8 protein-coding genes are annotated in these 22,082 nt (G+C 43.6%); 7 read left to right on the top strand and 1 reads right to left on the bottom strand.

Going from position 1 to position 22,082, the window contains the following annotated elements:
• Positions 1-529 precede the first annotated feature (529 nt).
• From PPIS_RS23275 to PPIS_RS23245, 7 genes are all read left to right on the top strand, one after another.
• Positions 530-1,279, top strand: a complete 750-nt coding sequence (locus PPIS_RS23275) for a substrate-binding periplasmic protein (RefSeq protein WP_010377814.1) — start codon at positions 530-532, stop codon at positions 1,277-1,279.
• Between the two features lie 115 nt (positions 1,280-1,394).
• Complete coding sequence (locus tag PPIS_RS23270) at positions 1,395-3,545, top strand: DUF6351 family protein (protein ID WP_010377812.1); 2,151 nt, start codon at positions 1,395-1,397, stop codon at positions 3,543-3,545.
• A gap of 59 nt (positions 3,546-3,604) precedes the next feature.
• Positions 3,605-3,958, top strand: coding sequence for a gamma-glutamylcyclotransferase family protein (locus PPIS_RS23265; RefSeq protein WP_010377810.1), 354 nt, complete (start codon positions 3,605-3,607; stop codon positions 3,956-3,958).
• Positions 3,959-4,203: 245 nt separating this feature from the next.
• Positions 4,204-6,540: a TonB-dependent receptor gene (locus PPIS_RS23260; protein WP_010377808.1), complete on the top strand. Its 2,337-nt coding sequence runs from the start codon at positions 4,204-4,206 to the stop codon at positions 6,538-6,540.
• 76 nt (positions 6,541-6,616) lie between these two features.
• Positions 6,617-7,744: an alkaline phosphatase family protein gene (locus PPIS_RS23255; RefSeq protein WP_010377806.1), complete on the top strand. Its 1,128-nt coding sequence runs from the start codon at positions 6,617-6,619 to the stop codon at positions 7,742-7,744.
• Positions 7,741-8,820, top strand: a complete 1,080-nt coding sequence (locus PPIS_RS23250; protein ID WP_010377804.1) for an alkaline phosphatase D family protein — start codon at positions 7,741-7,743, stop codon at positions 8,818-8,820. Before PPIS_RS23255 ends, PPIS_RS23250 begins: the two co-directional genes overlap by 4 nt.
• Positions 8,821-9,018: 198 nt before the next feature.
• A complete protein-coding gene (locus tag PPIS_RS23245; RefSeq protein WP_010377801.1) occupies positions 9,019-9,774 on the top strand; it encodes a hypothetical protein in 756 nt (251 codons plus the stop codon).
• A gap of 287 nt (positions 9,775-10,061) precedes the next feature.
• Here PPIS_RS23245 and PPIS_RS23240 read toward each other — a convergent pair whose 3' ends face one another.
• Positions 10,062-22,046: an Ig-like domain-containing protein gene (locus tag PPIS_RS23240; protein ID WP_010377800.1), complete on the bottom strand. Its 11,985-nt coding sequence runs from the start codon at positions 22,044-22,046 to the stop codon at positions 10,062-10,064.
• Between the last annotated feature and the right edge of the window lie 36 nt (positions 22,047-22,082).

Genomic DNA, 22,082 nt, shown 5'->3' with positions numbered 1-22,082 from the left:
AAAAGTATTAAGATGGTGAAGGGAATAAGTGCAGTGAGCACCATGACACCGATAAGCCAACTAAATACGACCGCTGCACCTGCAAAAATTTGTATTGCAAAAATGAATGTAATTGCCAGAAGAATGTAGCCAGCAGATCTGGCATTGTTTGGCAGAGGTCGCTTTAACAAGCGCTGATGCTTGTTTGTGCAGTAAATTAACGCAATTGCAAGGCTCAGAAGAGCGACAAAAAACACACTTAACAAGGTAAAACTCCGTTTTACAATTAGATTGAGGATTAAGGTGAGGTTAAGATTATAACTAATGTTTTATTTTCAGCAACACAAAATGCAATTGATATGATAATCATTTTTATTACACAAAGAATTATAGTGAATATCCTGATACTTCTGTGTGCAAAGGCATGTTAATAGTAGCCACATTGAATTGATTTTTGTATAAACATGAAACGCCCATAATATGTTCTTTTGTTGCACTTTTTCCAATCTATCATTACGCTTAGAGAAGGTAATTTAGGATAAACGCACTGATGCAAATTGTTCTCTTATTGCTACTCGCCCTACTTAGTACCAACGCGCTGGCAAAAACGGATAGTCGTGCGGTACACATTTGCTTTGAGCGGTGGTGGCCTTATAGCTTTGTTAATGAGCAAAAACAAGTTCGGGGCATAGAGGTTGATATAATTAAATCAGCACTTATTGGCACTCCCTATCGAGTGACATTTCATGAACTTCCTTATCGTCGCTGTTTAGCAGGCGTTGCCGATGGTACTTTTGATTTTACTTTACATGTGGATGAGGCCGATGGCTTTCCAATCATTGATATGTCATTCACCACTTGGCTGCTCTCTCTTGCGGTAAAACAAGGTCGCTTCAGCAACCCTGATGACTTTTATCAACTTGCCGCCCCAAGAGTCATGATCTCAGAGGATTACAGCTACCCGGAAGCGGCTGTACAAGGGCTGAAAAAAATCAACGCAGCCATTGTCAGCCGTTCGTTTTATGAGCAAAACCATGACGACGGCAAAAAGTTTTTTAGCGTACTCAATAACAACAGAGTTGATGCCATTTTAGTTGATAAAGTGTGGGCTTTAGAGATGATCCGCCGCCATCAACTAGAAGTTACTTTTCTACCGCGTCCTTTTCATGCTGAGCAGCAATTTATGGGATACAACATCGCTAACCAAGCGATGGCAAAACGTATCGAATCGCTCTTAGAAAAGGTTTCGGATAAAACAATTAAAACTATTGAGATTAAATACTTAGGTGATGATTTTTAATTCCTAACGCAATAATTTCATGTTCAAATAACAAACAAATAACCACACTGCGATGATCTAGTTCTACACTTATAATATCCGTTTATCCATTTGCCTCGCACTCGAAGGAGCTCATATGAAGTCCTTATTTTCTTGGCTCACTGCATTATTATCTTTGATTATTCTTGGCGCTTGTGGTTATTGGTTTTGGCTAACGAGTGAGCAAGAAGAAATACACAGTGTAGAAAAAATAGCAAACAGCGAAAGCAATCCTATTCTTGAGTTTTATCCGCATATTTCAAAAGTTACAAGGCCCGTCGATACCTTCGTATTTCCGATTGCGATAGGAGATATTGGTCCTAATACCAACCTATACTCTGGCCCTAACCAATATCCTTTTTACTGTATGACTCTCGATTCTGGCCTTGGTCAGCCAGAGATAGATAACCACGCGGGACTCGGAGTGCCGGTGATGGATGAGCAATCAAACCAAGTACTTGGTTTTAGTAAAGATTGCATGGCAAAAACACGGTTACGCTACTTTGCGATAACCTCTGACAATCAAATCAAGCAGTTAGACAAGGGAAGCAAAACGATAGACACAAACTTACTGTTACGCGTTGAGCAAGGCACCATAAATCGCTTCATTTATACCATAGTAATGCCAATCACAGTTGACGAAATGGGTGATAGACAGGCAAAGTCTCAATGGAATAACCGACTTATCTACCAATTTAATGGTGGTTCTGGGATTGGCTTTAGACAAGGCAGGCAAAAACCAGAGCGTGTGATAGATAGACAGCTTGAGCAGTTAAAGCTTGGCTACGCAGTTATAAGCTCTAGTGGCAATAAAACCAGCTACACCTACAACATGTTACTGGCCGAAGACACCGCAAGACGGGTAAAAAAGCAATTCACAAGTTTGTACGGAGAGCCGCTCTATACGGTCGGAATTGGCGGCTCTGGCGGTGGACTCGCACAATATTTGATTGCACAAAATAGCCAAGGGATCTTAGACGGCCTTATCCCACTTTATAGTTACCCTGATATGATCACCCAAACCACTTACGCGTTAGATTGTGATTTACTAAATAACTACTTTACTTTTAGAGCTAATGACAGAAAAGCATGGCGTGATTGGACCCGCCGCCGTCATATTGAAGGCATGAATGCAATTAACGACTTTCCGCAAAGGGCTGGTTTTTTGCAACCACTCAACCAATTAATGTCAGGATTTGTGCCCTCCTTTCCTGATGGTAATAGTGAATGTATTAATGGCTACTTTGGATTATCTACTTTTATTAATAATCCAAGGCAAGGGTTTTTAAGGGCCTTTTTTGAGGATGAGGTAGTAGAGAGAACAAACTGGAGTTACTGGCAGGACATGGCCAACGTATTTGGCACGGATCAATCAGGCTTAGGATTAAGCACTTGGGATAACGAAGGCGTTCAATATGGGCTAGAAGCATTAAAGGCTCAGCAAATCACAATGGCTGAATTTATTGATCTCAACAAAAAAATAGGCGGATGGAAGCCCCAAAACCAAATGCAACAAGAAGAAATTGTATTACCGTTTGGCCACAAAGTACCTATTTGGCTCACTCTTTGGGGCAATCATAATATCACCACGCCAGATGATAATGGTGTCGCACCGAGGCACAGCGGTAGCCTCGCGGCGATGGAAAAAGCATATCGCTCTGGACAGGTATTTATTGGCAAAGTTGATATTCCCATCATTGACGCCAGACATTATCTTGAGAATGAGCTAGATATGCATCATATGTCTGCTTCATTTTATACTCGATTGAGAATGTCCGCCGCAGATTCAAACCCAGAGAATCAAGTAATTTGGGTCGCACATCAAGCGTTTAATCCAACTCAACTCGCATTTGAAAAAATGGATGAATGGTTACTCAACCTCAAAGCACAGCCAAATTTATCCGTTGCAGACGCAAAACCGAAGACACTTGCTGATACGTGTTTCGACGAACAAGGTAAAGTCATCGCCAGCGGCAAAGCTGTGTTTAATGGTATCTGGAATAACCAGCCGCAAGGGACCTGTACTGCGAGATATCCGATGTTTTCTACTAGCAGAATTCAAGCCGGTGCAAACTGGGCTGGTGATATATTTAAGTGTCATAAAATATCGATTGAAGAGGCGCGTGCCCAAGGGATATACGGGGATGTAGATATCTCAACACAACTCACCACACTTAAACAAATTTATCCTAAGGGCGTATGCGATTATAGTCAGTCCGATATGGGTAGACCGCAAGATCTTGATTGACCGAGAAAATGTCGCGGCTTAGACTTAGAACTAACAGGGGAACAACGGGTTAGAATTAAGTGATACAAGCATTATTTTCGTACGGCACATTGCAACAGGAGCAAGTGCAACTTGATACATTCGGCAGACGATTAGAAGGCGAGAAAGCGGTACTTTGTGGATTTAAAATTGGCCAAGTTAAAATAACAGATCCCACTGTGATTGCCAGTAGCCAAAAGGATATTCATCCTATTTTAATCGCGACAGGTAATGTAGAGGATGAAGTCGAGGGCACTGTATTTTTAATCACTGAAGCTGAATTAGCTCAAGCAGACGAGTACGAAGTGGATGACTATCAACGTATTTCAGCAACACTAAGCTCGGGGAAAACCTGCTGGATTTACTCGGCAGCTCCCAGTGCCCAATTAATTTAGTTCCTAACTAATCCTCGAGTTATTCGTTGTGAATAACTCCGCTTTTCCTTTGTTTGCTATTCAGAGTCACTCTCAAATATAGATCTTACCTCCCACGAATAAAATACAAATATGCCCAGTGTCTTAATTCTTTAAACTTTTATTAATTGAACGTTCAATAAAAATGGCCTGAATTGTCATAAAAGCTCCCCATACTTGCGCCGACTCTTTCAGCGATCACAATTAACCTAGAAGTTGGAACAATTATGAAAACGCAACGCAAGCTAAACCTGATCACTACCGCACTATTATCCACCCTAGCAATTAACGCCTACGCTAACGATGACAAGACTAAAGACGATAAAGTCATTGAAGAAGTTACGGTTGTTGGACAAAGTGTTTCCTTTGCAAATAACGCAACAAGTGACGAAATGAGCAAGCAACAGTCTGCTATGACATCAGCTTTGGCAGTTATCGATAATTTACCTGGTGTACTCATCAACGAAGGGGATACTTTTGGTTCTGACGACTGGTCAACCACTGTTTCTATTCGTGGCTTTCAGCTGAGTTTAGACGAGCAGCAAATCGGTATTACGGTTGATGGCATTGCCAATGGTAACTCAAACTATGGTGGTGGTGCGAAAGCAAACCGCTACATTGATACTGAAAACTTGGGTGCAGTGCAAGTATCTCAAGGTACCGCTGATATTGCCTCACGCTCCAATGAGGCATTGGGTGGTACACTTAACTTCACAACCATCGATCCCACTGAAAAACAAGGCTTAACGCTCTCTATCACCAGTGGTGACTTTGAAGCTCAAAAGTACTTCGCTCGTTATGAAACCGGTGAAATAATTGAGAATACCTATGCTTGGATCAGCGTTTCTAGCTCAAGTAACTCAGACTGGATCCAACAAGTCGCGAATAATGAACGCGACCATTTAGCCGCTAAAATAAAACACCAAAAAGGCCCGCTAACGGTAAAAGCTTATGCATCTTATGACGATGTGGTTGAAGCAAACTACCAACGTGTAAGTCAAGAACAATTTGAAGCAGATCCAGCATGGGATAGACTAACGGATACTATCACCGGTATTCCACATATAGACCAAGTATACCGCAATGGCTGGCGTACACACCGCGAAAACATTTTCGGCTACATAGAAGCAACCTATGAACAAACTAATTGGGCACTAACGAGTAATGTCTATTATCACACCAATGAAGGTCGTGGTGATTGGGTTCCTCCCTATTTAGTTGATATCAACAACGACGGATTAAATCAACCTCATTCAGAAGTAACAGGTACTGTACCTTATACTGGCGGTAGTCCTATCGGACGCATTTACTTCGTTGATAGCGAAGGTAAAGCACTAAAACCAAATGCAAAATGTACCTCAAGCCTGACTTTCCCATACGGTGGTGCTGACGAAGAGTATGATCCGGCATGTTATGGTACAGGCGCAATTCCGGTAGGCTCTTATCGACATACGCACTACGGTAAAGACCGTCTCGGGATCAATGCTGATTTTACTTTCTACGGCAAAATTGCCGATATGGATAACACCATTCGCGCAGGGTTTTGGTATGAAGACTACCAACGTGAAGAATGGCGAGATTGGCACAAGCGTATTGATGCTCGAGTCTCAGCTAATTTTGATCATACGCCATATTGGATCCAATATAGCCGTGAGTTTAATGTCGATACAACCATGCTCTACGTTGAGGATGAATTAGACTTTGGCTTGGCTCGACTGCGTGTTGGCGCCAAGAAATTCTTGGTCGAGTTAGAAGGTCTCGACAAGTTTAGCGGTCAAAAAGTGGCGCTAGACTCAGACTCTGACGCATTGCTAAGCGCAGGGATCGTCGCCCCTATGCCAATCGAAGGCCTAGAGTTATTTGCAGGCTATGCCGAAAACTTTGCAGCTATAAAAGACAACGTACTAGAGCGCGAAGCCTCTGCACTAGAGCAAATCGAGCCTGAAACTGCTGAAAACATTGATTTAGGTTTTAGGTATTCATCTACCGAATTTAATGCCAGCCTGACCTATTATGATGTAACGTTTGATAACCGAATTAGTTTTATAGCTCCAGATTCACCAGATGGTATTGATTATCTGATTGGCACTAATGGTTCATATGTGAATGTTGGTGGTATCGAGTCGAACGGTTTTGAAGCTTCTGCAACTTGGTATGTAACCAACAGCTGGGGTATTTATGCATCATATACATATAACGATTCCACCTACACGGGTGGTTTGAATGACTTCCCGGCGGGTAACACAGTATTTGGCTCTGCAGAAGATTTAGCCGTTATTTCTATTGATTGGGCTGAGGGACCATATTTCGCGGGTCTTTCAACGAAATGGGTGGGCGAACGCTACATGGATGCAAAGAATACTCAAAGAGTCGATAGCTATATGACTTCAGATTTTTATGCCGGTGTTGCGATTGATTCACCGCTATCTGGTGTTGAAAATATGGAACTAAGATTAACTATCAATAACCTAACTGATGAAAGTTATTTGGGTGGTATTGCAGGTCAATCTGCATGGATAGGTGCTCCACGCACCGCTGCTGTGAACTTTAAGCTCACTTTTTAATAATAAAAACAAGTAAATAAGGGCACTTCAGTGCCCTTTTTACACAGATACGCCCTAATGTGGATTGGGAGATAAAATGAAGCGTGCAATGTGGTTATTCATACTCACTTTTAGTGTATTTACTCAAGCAAAGCAAAGTGATCCGAACCTTATTCTGGTTACAATAGATGGTGTTAGATGGCAAGAGGTGTTCTACGGATTGGATAATCAGTTAGTTTCCGATAAAGAATCAACAAGCGATCCAAAAGCGCTAAAAACACTTTTTCAAGGGCACAACGCTCAACAAAGCCGTGAAAAGCTGATGCCATTCTTATGGCAATACGTAGTCGAAAACGGCGTTATTCTCGGCGATAGAAAACAAAACTCAACAATGCGAGTTTCCAATCCATGGTATTTTTCATACCCGGGTTACAACGAGGTAATTACTGGTATTGCCGATCCCAATATTGACTCAAATGACAAAAATCCGAACCCAAATATATCGTTTTTAGAATGGCTTCAATCTCAGCCTAGTTTCGAGCCAAACCTTGCCGTGTTTGGTAGCTGGGACGTGTTCCCCGCGATTTTTAATCGTGAAAGGAGCAAATTGCACATAAACGCTGGATTTGAAATTGCAAAACACACAACTAATCCCAAGCTGCAATTTTTAAATGAATTACAAGAGCAAGTTCCGAGCCCCTGGTCCTCAGTGCGCTTAGATGCCTTTACGTATCAATATGCAAAAGCCTATCTGCAAACCCAAAAACCAAGAGTGATGATGCTAGCACTTGGCGAGCCAGATGATTATGCGCATGGTGGAAACTACGACGAGTACATCAAAGGTATTCACCGTGCTGATAAAATATTGGCCGACTTATGGCAAACCTTACAAGCAATTCCGCAATACAAAAACAACACCTACCTACTCATTACTACCGATCACGGCCGAGGCATGGATCGTGAGGACTGGAGACACCACTCATCAAAAGCAGCGATTGAAAAGAACTACCCGAGCATGCTTGAGAAGCAGCCTGAGGGGATCGTAGGTTCTGAGCAAGTTTGGTTTGCAGCAATCGGACCCAAGATAAAAGCCAAAGGATTAGTGATCCCAAAGCAAGAGCAAACCTTGTCGCAAGTTACCGCGACTGCGCTTCAATTACTTGGGCAAAACTCTTCTACCTTTAATCCCAAGATAGCACCTCCGCTTGAAGGCATCGCGCAATGATCAAACTAAAACGAGCTAAACTCGCTAAGCGCAAGCATTTCACTTGTCTCATGCTATTTCCTTTAATGACGTTTGTTGCAATGAACGTGTATGCCAATGAGCAAGCCACTTTGTCAACAATTCGCTTTGGTTCATGTTCTCATCAAGATAAACCTATGCCTATATTAGCGGCAATTAATAAAGAGAACCCAGAGCTATTTATCTTTCTCGGAGACAACATCTATGGTGACACCACGGATATGGATGTGCTTAAGAAGAAATATGAAAAGCTTAACGCAAACGCGGCTATACAAGAACTACGGCAACAATCTCAAATTATCGCCATTTGGGACGACCATGACTACGGTGAAAATGACGCAGGTTTGGAATATTCTCAAAAAGAAGCCTCACGAAAGATCATGTTAGACTTTTGGCATGAGCCTGCAAACTCTTTGCGACGCACTAGAGACTCCGGAATTTATACCTCGTATGAATATGGCCAAGGAAATCAGCTAATTCGCGTCATTATGCCCGACTTGAGATGGAACCGACCGGCGTTAACGTCAGTATCAAAATCAGATTACGACAACAAACGTAAGCCAAAAAATAGGGGACCGTATAGCCCGGTTCCAAATACGAGTATGCTGGGTGATCAGCAGTGGCAATGGCTTGAGTCTGAGTTAAAAAAACCTGCCGCTATTCGAATTATCGCCTCTAGTCTACAATTATTACCCGAATTTACTGGGTGGGAAGCTTGGGCCAACTACCCTACTGATAGATCACGCCTTCTGAACTTCATCACGCGCGAAAAACTTGGTGGCGTTATCATTATTAGCGGTGATACACACTGGGGTGAAATTTCGAAGGTAGTACATCAGGACTACCCTTTTTGGGAAGTCACCAGCTCGGGGCTTACAGAAGAGTGGAAACAAGTCAGCCCAAATCAACACCGAGTGTCTGGGTTTACTCATGATGTGAACTATGGGTTCATCGATATTGATTGGTCTCAACCAGATCCCACAATCACAATTGGCTTAAAAGATGTGGAAGGTAAAGAAGTGATGTCAAATATGCTTACGCTATCTGATATTCAATAAACACCGCCAGTTAAGTCAGATACCTCCATTGTTTCTTCATATTTACACAATAATATGACAGCGTTTTTATCTAGGAACATGGAGGTTCCCTTTCTACTTTACATCACCACAAATTGTTATAATTTGTTAAACCCTATTCTAGAAACATTAAAATAGCGCTACACTCTTTTTGCACATATTGAAGAAAAGGAAATATTCGTGAAACGAGCCAGCGTTTTATCGAGCTGCATTGCTTTAGCATCAATAATTGGTTGTTCAACTGAATCAACACAATCAGATGTAGTAAAAACAGAAGGGATTTGGGCGGATATTCGTGTTACTTCAAATACTGAAGGCTCCCGAGTTGTTACTGAGTTCAATTTAAACAGTAGTTCTGGTGCGAACGTCATTCTTTCTGATGGAGATAGTGTTAGAGCAACACTCGGTAATGAAAGAAAGATATTGGTAAAGGATAACGACCTATTCGATGTCGATTATCAAGGTTATTTTACAGCAACTGCAAAAAATTCTGAGCTAACACTTGAATTCATTCGTGATAAAGAGAATGAAAAATTAACCTCTAAAGTGAAACTTCCTGCACCAATAAAACTTTACGCTCCAGTTTCTGAACGATTCAACCGTAATGACGACATTTTGGTCGAGTGGAGAGAGGAAAAAGACATCAATACCAAGCTTTTTCTCGAATTTAAATCGTTTTGTACAAAGACGACTGGCGACTCAAGCCTTATAAGCTTCGAATCTGAAATACTAGAGTCTGGTGGGCAATATAAAATTCTATTGAGTGAATTAGCAGGCTTTAATGATGACACACTGGATAAAACAAAGCCATGCGACACGACTGTAACATTGTTCCGTACCCGAAAAGGCGCTATCGATACCAAATTTAAATCTGGCAGTCGAATAAATGCCATTCAGGAAAAACAATCTGAAAAGTTCCAAATTACTCTTAACTAGTTAATTTCAATAACTTTCCCCCTCTTCTAAAAGTTATTTTAAAAAACTAATTAAGAGTAAACATAGCCCAAAGCTCTCGCAAGAGAGCTTTTTCTTTAATGTTTATCCCATCCCTCATATGTATTTTCCGATTCAAAGCAGATAAAGATTTCCAATAAGTTATTGAAGAAGCTTGCCTTGCATCAAAATGTCTCCATCATGAAACACGCTGGTACCGGGTGACGTTCAATATAAAAAGGCCTCAACATGTAGTTGAGGCCTTTGCAATGCTAAAACTGTAGTTAAACTTAAAAACGATAGCTCAAATTCAGTGCTAAGTCGTTTACATCATTTGCAGAAATGAAGTAGTGGCTAAAATCTACTCCTAATGTCAAAGCTTCACTGAGTTGATAATGAACACCGCCTCCTATGTAACCGCTAGTACCGCTGTCTTCGTAACGAGTGGAAAATCGACCATCCCGAACGCTGTTAATCTTGTAATCCCAATTAAACGCACCCAAGAACATTTTACCAACAAACTTATCTGCAAATGATTTTGAGTAATTGAATTGTAATGCAGGACCTTCAGGCAAAACCGGGGCAACTCGCGCCAAAGCCATTTGGCTTTGCTCAGGATCCGCACTTAAGCCGGTAAACTCCACGCTTCCTTGACCAAGGTCAATGTAGCGAAGTCCTACTTGCCAATTAGGGACTAATTCATAAAACGCCCCTATTGACCAACTACTGCTTTCTTCATCTAAGTTGACGATGTTTAAGTCTGAAGCGTTAATTTCACTATCTGCTGTAGATTGTCCGAGCGTTGCCTCCACTTGCCAATTGCTCGCCTGTGCTTGTGTGCTTAATAAACAACTCGTACTCACCAATGCAAAAGCGGGTAAAAGTGATTTTTTACGGCGCAGTACCAGCGCGCTGATTAATAGTAACAACATGCCTCCCATAGTCCCTGAGGACTTATTAGTTATGGATGTAACTTGTTTAACTGATACCGTGACGCTTACCTGACCCTCAGCCATAGCGCCAAATTCATCTTTAACAACATAGTTAATTGTATCAACACCTTCAAACCCAACTTTTGGTGTGTAACTCAGCGTACCATCAATATTAATGGCCACTGTACCTTGGCTTGCAGTTGCAGAAACAATGCTTAATATTCCACCTTCAGGGTCACTATCATTTGCAAGTACATCGATAATGATTTGCGCACCATTTGAGGTTGCGGTGTCATTCGACACTTGCGGTGGTTGATTGGCGATAATAGAAACTGTCGCAGTACTACTGCTCGACCCGCCCTGTCCATCAGTCACACTATATTGAATAGTCGCATTGCCTATAAATGCAGCTGGAGGCGTATAGTTCAATTGATTATTTTCGATACTAACAACACCGAAATCGACACTCGCCCCCGTTATGGTAAGTGTATCATTGTCACTGTCCGTATCGTTTTCGAGCACATCAATTATAATTGTTTGACCAGAGACAATTGTCACACTATCAGCGTTAGCGACAGGTTGTGCGTTATTTGAGATTGGTACTGCAATTCCACCTGGGTCGACAATACTGCCATTGGCAATACCATCATCATCATTTGGACCCCCATCAACAATACGTAGTTGCACACACCAATCACCATCGCTAAGGCCTGCGCTCCATTCGTTGCTTCCTGGAGGAGGACAGAAACCTGGCTCACCTTGAGTTGAGAGCAACTCGTTACCTTCTCCAATCACAAAGTCTTGCCACTCACCACCTATTAATTTGCGATAAACCGCATTAAGTGGAATAGGTTTGCGTTGTGGTAAAACGATACTATATACATCACCGGATTGTGGTAACCCCGTCGCAATAAAGTCGAACAAACCACCTGCATTATTGGCATTGGGATCTGAAGGCAGCTCTGATTCCAACAGCTGTAGACCACCCGTATTATTTTGTGGCACAGTAGCGCCTTTACGTAAACATACACCTGGGTCACCTTCAACCAAGAACTGGCTAGATTCTAACGCTTGTTCTTGCACCACATTACAATCAGTGATCGCATCCATGAAATCAGGAATACCGTCTTCATCTTCATCGGCATAGCCTTCTTGATCATCCGGAATTAAATCACCGTCACTATCCTCTCCGGTCAACGGTGCTAAAGAGTCAACAATTTCTATAAAGACATTGCGAGATGTTGACAGACTTGGCGTCGCATTATCTTCAGCCGTAACCCTTGCTTTATAAATACCCGCCGGGACATTGGCAGGGTTAAATTCAAAGATAAATGGATCACTCGATGTATTGACTAGCGCCGCATCCGGCTGCCAGCTGACACTCACAAGATCATTCGGGTTAGGATCCGCAACCACGGCTTCTATGGTAACCACTTCATTAGAGGCGGTAATTAAGCTACGCTCTTCACCATTTTGCTGCACAACTGCCGATAAACTTGGTGCCACATTTTGTTCAACAATTGTTACTGTTGAAGTAGAATTAGCCCCTCTGTTTACTGAGTCACTCAGGGAGATCACAATGGTTTCGTTATCTTCACTTATACCATCAGCAAATATATTAAAGCTGATGCTAGCACTCGTGCCTGAGCTTATTACCACTTCACCCGACTGTAAGTCATGATCACTGCTATCCGCTGAACCCGAAACGGTATAAGGTACGGTTACAGGGTAACTTGGTGCAGGGCCATTTAGATACACCTTAATCGAGTGACTGCGATCTTCTGCAACTCTACTATCTTTTTGCAGTGACACCAGAGGGTTGACGTTAAGATTCTGGCTCGCAGTGGCTTGTTGTCCTTGATTATCCGTTGCCTGCCAATAAACAATGTGTTTACCAGGCGCAAAGATAGGAATTCCTCTGACTAAAGATACCGGTAGTGGATTCCCTGAGCTATCTGATGCGACCGCAGTACCAAGATTCACTTTGGTGAATAAGCCTGTTGCGTTCACGGTTAAGTCACTCGGTGCAGTAATTGATGGCGCATTGCCCGTGCCCGTACCATTAATCGTGATACTAGCATTTGCCTTTGCCCTCGCTTTACTATCATCTTCAATCAAATAAGTAACGACTATTGGTGCTTGTGAGTTTTGCACAGCTTGGTAAGTCAAGGTGTTATTGGCTATGAACGCAGAACCAATTGAGGCTTTAGCGCCGATAATTCTGAGCGTTCCGCCATCAGGATCACTATCATTGTTCAACACAGGAAGCACATACTGATTGGAAGCCACAGCATCGAAGGTGAAACTATCATCAACGGCAATAGGTGCATCATTTACGGAAGTTACCGTCATCGCAACAGAAGCCGTATTTGACTTAAACTCACCGTCTGACACTGTGTAAGTAAATACATCAGAGCCATTAAAGTTCGGCAATGGTGTATAGCTAAACACTGTACCTTGAATTTGAACTACACCATTTTGTAGCTGCGACACTAATTCCATTGTCAATGCATCACCGTCGGCATCACTAACCTCTGCTGAGAAGCTCGTAGTGCCATCTTCAAGTACCGTTCTTTGCATGTTGTTCGCTACTGGCGCAGCGTTAACCGGCTCAACGTCAATTTCAAATGCCGGTAAGCTTGCTTGTAATGCACCATCACTGACACTGACGATGATATTACTGTAAGTGCCCACATCATCTCTAGTCGGCGTTCCCGTCAAATTACCTGAGGACGTATCGAAGCTTGCCCAAGCTGGTAAATTGGTTACAGAGAACGTCAATGTTTGAGAATCCACATCGGATGCTGTCGGCGTAAAGCTGTATGCTTCGTCTTGTTTGACAGTTGTTGATGGTGTACCCGAGATAATTGGTCCGTCATTTACAGCATTCACCACTATGCTAAACGCAGGCAAGGATGCGTCAGCTTGACCATCCGACACCGTAATTACGATGCCGCTATAAGTACCGTCTTGTCCTTCACTTGGCGTGCCAGTAATCGCACCTGTTGTATCGTTGAAACTTGCCCATACTGGCAGGTTCGCCACACTGAATGTTAAGCTATCACCGTCGGTATCCGATGCCGAAGGAGTAAAGTTGTATGCAACATCTTCATTGACAGACGTCGCTGGAACTCCAGAAATAACTGGCGCATCATTCACTGATGTCACTGTAATATTGACTGTCGCTGCGTTCGACACTAAACCTTCGGCATCTTGTACCGTATAAGTAAAGCTGTCATTTCCGAAGAAATTAGCATTCGGCGTATAAACAATACTACCTGTCGTTAGTATTTGCAGTGAACCGCCTTGAGGCTGACTAACAATTGCAACACTTGCGGCATTGAGCTGACTATCTACGTCCGTGTCATTACCCAATACGTTGATTTCAATATTACCATCTTCGAGTAATTGAGCTGTATTGTTAACAGCAACTGGCGCATCATTAACCGCGGTGATATTGACTGTAACCGTTGCAGGGTCAGAGCGTAATCCTTCACTATCTTCGATAGTATAAGTGAAAGTCAATGTACCATTTTGATCTTGTTTAGGTGTAATCGCTAGCACACCATCTGAACCAACCGTAACGGTGGCAAGGTCGTAGTTGCCCGCACCATCGCCTTTATCTTCAAGCACAATATCCGAACCATCAAAACCTTGATCTTCAACATCAGAGTCATTTGCAAGAATTGCCAATGTTGTTGCAGTATCTTCGTTTGTTGTTACCGTGTCATTTCCTGCCACAGGTCGGTCGTTTACAGCACCAATATTAACGGAAATCGTGGCAATATTTGACTTACCACCTTCACTGTCAAGAATCGAGTAAGTAAAGCTATCACTCCCCGTCTCATTGGCATTTGGCGTATAAGTAATGGTGCCATTATTCAAGTCTATTGCCGCTTGGCCTTTACTTGGCTGAGACTCAAGTGCAATAGCCCCTGTTGGGTTGGTATCTTCGACATCCGTTGCATTTACCCTAACTGCCAATGCTGATGTTGGCGTGTCTTCATCGATGTTCGGTGTAAAGTTAGCCGCGACTGGTAAGTCATTTACCGGCGTTATAGTAATACTAACCGTTGCCTCATTTGATTCAGCCTGAGTCGAATCTTTAACCGTATAAGTAAATGAATCCGAGCCATTGGCATTGGCTGTTGGTGTAAAGGTCACTACTCCATTATTAACGCTTAACTGCCCCTTAGTCGGCTGAGTTTTAATCGTAACCGATGAAGCAACCATATTGTTTTCAGGGTCACTATCATTGGTAAGCACATTCACCGAGTTAGAAGCATCTTCAAGCGTGGTCAGCGTATCGTTCACAGCCGTTGGTGCATCTTCAATTGCATTCATATTGATTGTTACGGTGTACACCGGCGAGCTGGCATTAGCGCTGTCTTCAACATGATAGGTGAAGCTATCGGTATGATTTTCACTCCCCCCGTGAACATAGCTAAAACTACCGTCGGTGTTGAGGGTTAACGTGCCGTATTGCGGATCGGTGTCTTTCACTATCGTTAGACTGTCGTTGGAATCAAGATCATCGTCACTCGCAAGCGACAGTAGACCATTATTGAAGTCCCGCGTTAGTGTTGCGCCTTCATCTATCGTGAAGCTAGTACTTTGTCCAGTTGGTGCATCGTTGGTATTAACAACTTCAATATTAAATGCGGTGAGTGTATCGCTATCCGTTCCGTCGCTCACCGAAATTTCAATATTAGAAGTCGTGCCAACATGAGAGTCATCCGGAGTACCTGAAAGTTTACCCGTTTGCGTATCAAATGTTGCCCAACTTGGTTTATTCGTAATACTAAAGGTATGAGTATCGGCTGTGTCAGAATCAGTCAAGGTCGGCGTAGAGTCGTATTCACTGTCTTCATTGACGCTCGTTGCCGGTGTGCCTGTGAGCACAGGGGCAACATTATACTTTTTAGTGACGGTGTCAGTTACTGCACTCGATTCATTCCCAGCGTTATCAGTTACAGTAACAGATAACGTCAATGTTCCTTCGTTTAATGAGGTGACATTAATTCCAGTCTCTTGGTGCGTAGTACCCGTTATAGATATTGCACTTGAGCTAGTTACTGAACTGCTACCATCTGAGATTTCATAAGTAAAACTACCCGCTGATTCCAAGCCCGTTAATGTGAAGCTAAATGCAGTTTCATTACCTGCATTGATTAAATCTTGGTCAATCGCAGCTGAAATCCCACTTGGTGCGGAGTTGTCTAGCGTGACTGTCGTGCTCGCTGCGCTTGAGGTATTGCCTGCAGCATCACTTTGCGATGCCGTTACCGTCAATGTGCCATTGTTAAACGTGCTAACATCAAATTCTGAGCCACTTATTGTCCATTCGCCGGAACTATCAGCAGTGACAGTACGATCCAAACTATTCGCACCGTCATTGATAGTGACAACTACGCTATTTCCAGCTTCCGCTCCCGTTCCTACTATCAAAACATCATCATCTTCTGATGCATTTATTAAATCATCGCCTTCTATAGGCGTTGTGATCGCAGGTGCTGAAGGTGCTGAGTTATCCAATGTGATCGTGGTGCTAGCTGCACTTGAGGTATTACCTGCTGCGTCACTTTGAGTAGCTGATACAGTCAATGTGCCATTGTTAAACGTACTGACATCAAATTCCGAGCCACTTATAGTCCAGGCCCCTGAGCCGTCCGCAGTGACCGTTCGATTAAAACTATTTACACCGTCATGAATAGTAACGGTTACACTATTACCCGCTTCAGCGCCCGTTCCTACAATCAACACATCATTATCTTCCGCCGCATTTACTCGGCCATCACCTTCAATTGGTGTCGTAATTGTCGGTGCAGAAGGTGCTGTATTATCGAGTGTAACAGTGGTACTTGCTGCACCAGAGATATTTCCTGCTGAATCTGTTTGCGTCGCCGATACAGTTAATTCGCCATTACTAAATCCGCTAACATTGAACTCACTGCCACTGATAGTCCAGTTCCCGCTACCATCGGAAGTTACATTTTGATTCAGCGTTGCTGAACCGTCAGTAATACTCACGCTAACAGTCACGTTAGCATCGGCACCAGAGCCAGCAATCAAGACATCATTGTCTTCAGCGGCATTAATTTGACCATCACCCTCAATTGGAGTCGTAATACTAGGCACTGAAACACTCGTATCAATGACCATTGATAAGCTATTGCTATTGGTAATATTACCGGCTGTGTCCGTTGATCGCGCTGTGATAGCGTGCGTACCACTGGTCATCGCCGAACTTGGAGTAATAGTCCATGCACCTCCCGCAGCTATGGCTGAGCCAACAACGCCATCAAGATCAGAAATTAGTGTCACTGTGTCGCCGGTAGTTGCACTTCCTGTGAATGTGGGCGTTGTATCATTAGTAATGTTATCTGCATTTGAGGAGCCGGTATCACTCCCAGCGGTCAGATCTGGCGTGCTTGGCGCGGTAGGGGCTGTATTATCGATCGTTACGCTTAAAGAACTAGAGCTACTACTTACGTTCGTGCTCGCATCCGTGGCAGTCGCAAAAATCGAATGTGATAACCCTGCAGTCAACGGATCCGTTGTAATTTGCCAATTACCACCTGTTGCTGTGCCAGTACCAATGACCGTGGTGCCTCCACCTACCTGATCACTATATAATTTAACCGTCGCCCCGCTCTCAGCAGTACCACTGAAAGTTAGTGTGGTGTCATTGGTAATGTTGTCTGAGCTTGAAGCCCCAGAGTCTGAAGCCGCATCCAAGTCTGGTGTCGATGGCGCATTTGGGGCCACGTCATCGTTGACTGTTATCATGAATGACTCTTGGTAACTTGCGGTTCCATCACTCGTTTGAATACAAATAACATAGTCACCCGGAGATGTTGATGCTTGCGTTTGTAACGTATCTCCTGAAAATTGGAAACTGCCGTTACCCGTATTTGCGCTACATGTACCACCATCACTACTGCCAGCCGTAACCAAGCTATAGGTATGACTGTCACCACTTTCCACATCTGTGGTGCTGGCTGTCGCCACGGTCGCGGCAGTTCCGGTATTCGATTGGTCTATGCTTGTTGCTGTCAATGCAATATCGGTAGGGGCATCATTTACGGGAGTAATAGTAACTGCGGCCTGATTTGTACCAGTGCTGTTTGCCGTACCATCATTAAAGGTATAGTTGAGTGTTACAGATGAGCTTGGATCCTCAGAGCTGTTACCGTAGCCAATTGATTGCAGCACATTATCCACTAGCGCAGACGTAGCACTGCTGTTGAAAGTGAGTACCAGTGTGCCTGCAGAGTTAGTTGTTACTGTACCTACTTCTGTACTATTGTAACTTAGTGCACCTCCCTGAGTCAGCGTACCAAGCAACCCTGTGTTACTAAAGATATCTTGACTGTTAGCGCCACCTGAGCGTGAGATCGTTAGCGACGCACCATCATAGTTACCATTTCCGCCATTAAGTGCGTCAAGCTCAGTATCTGCAATGGTTACATTATTGTCTATCGCAATCGAAGTTCCATTTTCAGTAAAGGTATTACCACCATTTAAATTACTAAAGATAGGCTCATCATTCGCAGCTTCAAAGGTGATCACTGTATCACTGCCAGAGTCAGCGACCGTAAACGCAAGATCACTACCAGGTGAATTTGTGAGCGATAGTGATATTTCTACGCCTGAAAAATCGGTTGCATTAGTATCTATCTCCAGCGTACTAGTTCCATTAAAGCGAATATTGCTGGTTGATAATCCTGTGACGCCTGTAATTGTTATCTTATCTCCGATGCTAAGATCGGCTATTGTGTCACCATTTAAATCACTTTGCTCACCGACAAAATTATCGTTACCATCGTTACCTGTCATGGTATCTGTACCGCCGCCAGGACGTATAGTGTCTGCACCACTACCACCTGTGATCGTATCAGAACCATCCAAATCTGTTGCCGTTATTTCTAACACATCACTAGAAAAGGCAGAAGCGTCTATGACTAGGTCAGACGTGATTGCACTGCCGCTGGCATTTGTAACCGACACAGTTTGACCGTCAGCATTAAAGTTGTCTGTGAGTGTGATCGTTGCTGCGCTGTTTGTTCCTATAGCAATACCTTCAATGGCAGAAACCGAGGTGGTTGAGAAGTCAAATGTTCCACCATCCATGAGTTTTAATGTCTCACTGCCCGCAGCCCCTGAAATCGCTGTTGCAAAATCACTCAAATTGGCTACATCAATCGCGACAGTTGCGCCACTAGATAGGCTGAGGTTTCCTATATTGAAGAATCCACCTCCAGTTACATCCGCACCATCTGACGCTAAAACGGAGTCTGCTACATTTGGATCGCCAGTTAAATCGCCAGTGTAGGAGCTACCACCTATATTAAACGTTACAGCATCATCATTAGCAGTTGCTGAAACATCAGTGGTACCGTTACTGATGGTAATAGTCCTAGTATTGCTAGAATCGTCACCAACACTATAAACTTCAACCGAAGAGAAAGTTGTGATATCCCCATCACCAGAGATATTGATAGTTTCTGATCCAGCTGCTGAAATATTACCAGTAAAACTTTCATGTTGAGCTACTGTCATGGAAACAGACGCGCCGGAGGCTATCGTTAAATTACTGACCGCGTTTATACTTGCTGCCGTAATATCAGCACCAGAACTTAAAGACAAAGTATCGGCAGTGGTATTTTCGCCTGTAATTGTTCCAGTATAGGTAAGCGAACCTAAATCGAAGGTAATTGCATCTGAAGTTGAAGTACCAGTAACAGAATGACCCGCACTGCTCACGGTCACCGTTCTTGAATTGGTTGAATCATCGGATAAAGTATAATTTTCAAGCGCTGAGACCGTTGTAATATCGCCATCACCAGAGACAGTTAGAGAATTAGTGCCGTCGCCGGAAACCGTACCAGTAAACGATGACAACTGAGATACTGAAACTGTTGCAGAGCCACCAGTTGCTACAGAAAGGTTTTCAAAACCACTCACTGTCGCCCCAGATATACTTCCGCCATCACTAATTGAAAGCGTATCTGTACCACTGCCTCCTGCTAGAGTACCAGTAGCTGTGAATGTACCAACATTTACGGTGTCGTCACCACTGCTGCCTGTTACACTTTGCCCAGCAGCGCCAAGCGTAAAGGTATTAGCCGCTGAAAGTATGTAAGTTTCAATTGCACTGTTACCTGTCAAGCCATCACTCACATCACTGATAGTGATACTCTCAGAGCCTGCCGCAGTAATCGTCGTAAAGCTGTCATGCTGAGCTTCCGTCATAGTGACTGACGCATTATCACTTAAGGTCAGTGATTCGAAACCGCTGAGCGTAGCACCACTGATGTTTGCGCCTGTATCCGCTCGTAGCGTATCGGTACCCGTACCCGCTGAGAGCACGCCTGTTGCGGTAAATCCGGTTACATTAACCGTATCATCCCCACTGCTACCCGTCACTTTTTGTGCCGCGCCCCCCGAGGTAAAGTTCATTGCAGCGCTTAACACATAGGTTTCAATATCGCTATCACCGGTTAGGGTTTGATCTCCATCAGCACTAGATATTGTAAATTGGTTTGTACCTGAACCGTTGATGGTAGTAAACGCATCATGCTGTGTTTCGGTCAGCGTTAAAGAACCGTTACTATCTGGGGTTAATGTTTCGAAATTAGCTAGCGACGTAAAGTTAGCTAGATTAGAACCAGTTACTACAAATAGTGTATCGGTACCAGCGCCCCCATCCGCAGTTGAACCAGCAATATGGCTAGTATCAGCAATAGTCAGTGTTTCATCGTCACCAGTAAAGGTGATTGCTGGAGATAAGTTTGTGCCGTTTGTTGTATTAAAACCGGCTGCGGCACTGCTCGCTGCAGTAACGTTGCTCACAGAGACAGTGGCTGTGCGAGATACACTATTGCTGGTACCATCGTTGATCACAACAGTTACGGTTCTTGCGGTTTCGTTGGGAGTACCGGAGGTATTGTTGTAAGTGATCGCCTGTAGGAACGTTTGCACTTCTGACGCTGAAGCCGTTGCACCAGTTATAGAAATTGTATCTTGTAGCGAAATATCAGAAGAACCCGAAATTCCCGTCAATGCATCTTGAGCGGATGCACTGACATTCAGGCCTTCAGATGCACCGTCTTGATCGTTGGTAAGACTTACTGTTATGGTGGTAATTGTGTCGCCATCAGCTTCCGTCACAGCAGCATTCGCGGCGATATTTACCGCACCACCACCTTCAGAAAATGAAGCACTACTATTATCGCTACCACTCGTTGAATCTAAATCAACTGCAGGAGCGGTGTTGGCCGTCGAGAAATTAAAGGTAGTATCGTCACTGATCCCCGCAAAACTGTTTCCCGCAGAGTCATCAACAGCAGTTGCATCAATACGAATGGCGTAGTTGCGATTACCGGTTAGGTCATTAGTAGGGTTTATATAAATTTTATCATTTGTAATGCCAATACGACCTGCACTTGGGCTAGTCGTCGTACCGTCGCTTTCTGTCGCGACATCAAACACTTCAAAATCACTACTACCACTGACGTCACGAATAGTAATGTTACCAGTTCCAAGGGCTATATTTTCGTTGAAGTCAATAGTAATATTACTACTTCCTGAGACCCCTGTCGCATTGTCATTCGGTGTTGAGTTTCCACCATCGAACGTAGGTGCAACCTCATCGATATCTGTAACCGTAATGGTAATATTTTGTGTAGCCGTGTTGTTGCTACTTCCACCATCATCGGCAGTAACCGTAATATTGTAAATATTGTCGCCGCCATTGTCTCCCGGCGATTCATAGTCCGGTGCAGTCTTAAACGTGATGACACCAGAGCTTGAGTTAATATTGAACTGCGAAGCGTCTGTACCAGATAAGGAATAAGTGATCCCTGAGTCATTGCTACCGCCATCACCATTGTCAGCATTAACATCAAGCACTGTGCCCGTGTCATTTTCTGCAAAGTTAGTAGATGCGCTGCTGTTAAAGGATGGAGGATTATTACTAGGCGGAGCCCCCCAAGTACATGTTCCAAACGGAAGGTTATACAAACACTCGAACTCGTTAGTAAAACCACTACACCGAGGATCAGAGCCTGTACATTGCGACAGAAATTCCAGCCGCCCCCAACTTGGATCGCGCGTGACCGTAACAGGTTTGGAAGTCAACTTTGACTGTACATAGTCAAGCGCTTGCTGATTGACCGTTGTATCAGCCGCTACGCCTTGTAGCGCCTCTGCATTTGCTAGCGTTGATGAAGCCACTGCCACAGGTAACTGAATAGCAGCACTGCATAGCAATGCTGCCTTAATATGGGTTTGTAGTTTACTGTGCGTAAATACCATTGCGCTGTTATGTTTTGTATCCATAGTTTTATCCACATTTTATACCCAGAAGCTCACTTC

This window comes from Pseudoalteromonas piscicida, from assembly GCF_000238315.3.
GTDB lineage: Bacteria > Pseudomonadota > Gammaproteobacteria > Enterobacterales > Alteromonadaceae > Pseudoalteromonas > Pseudoalteromonas piscicida.
Note: the sequence above shows the minus strand (reverse complement) of the source record. Positions and strands in the feature narration are given on the sequence as shown.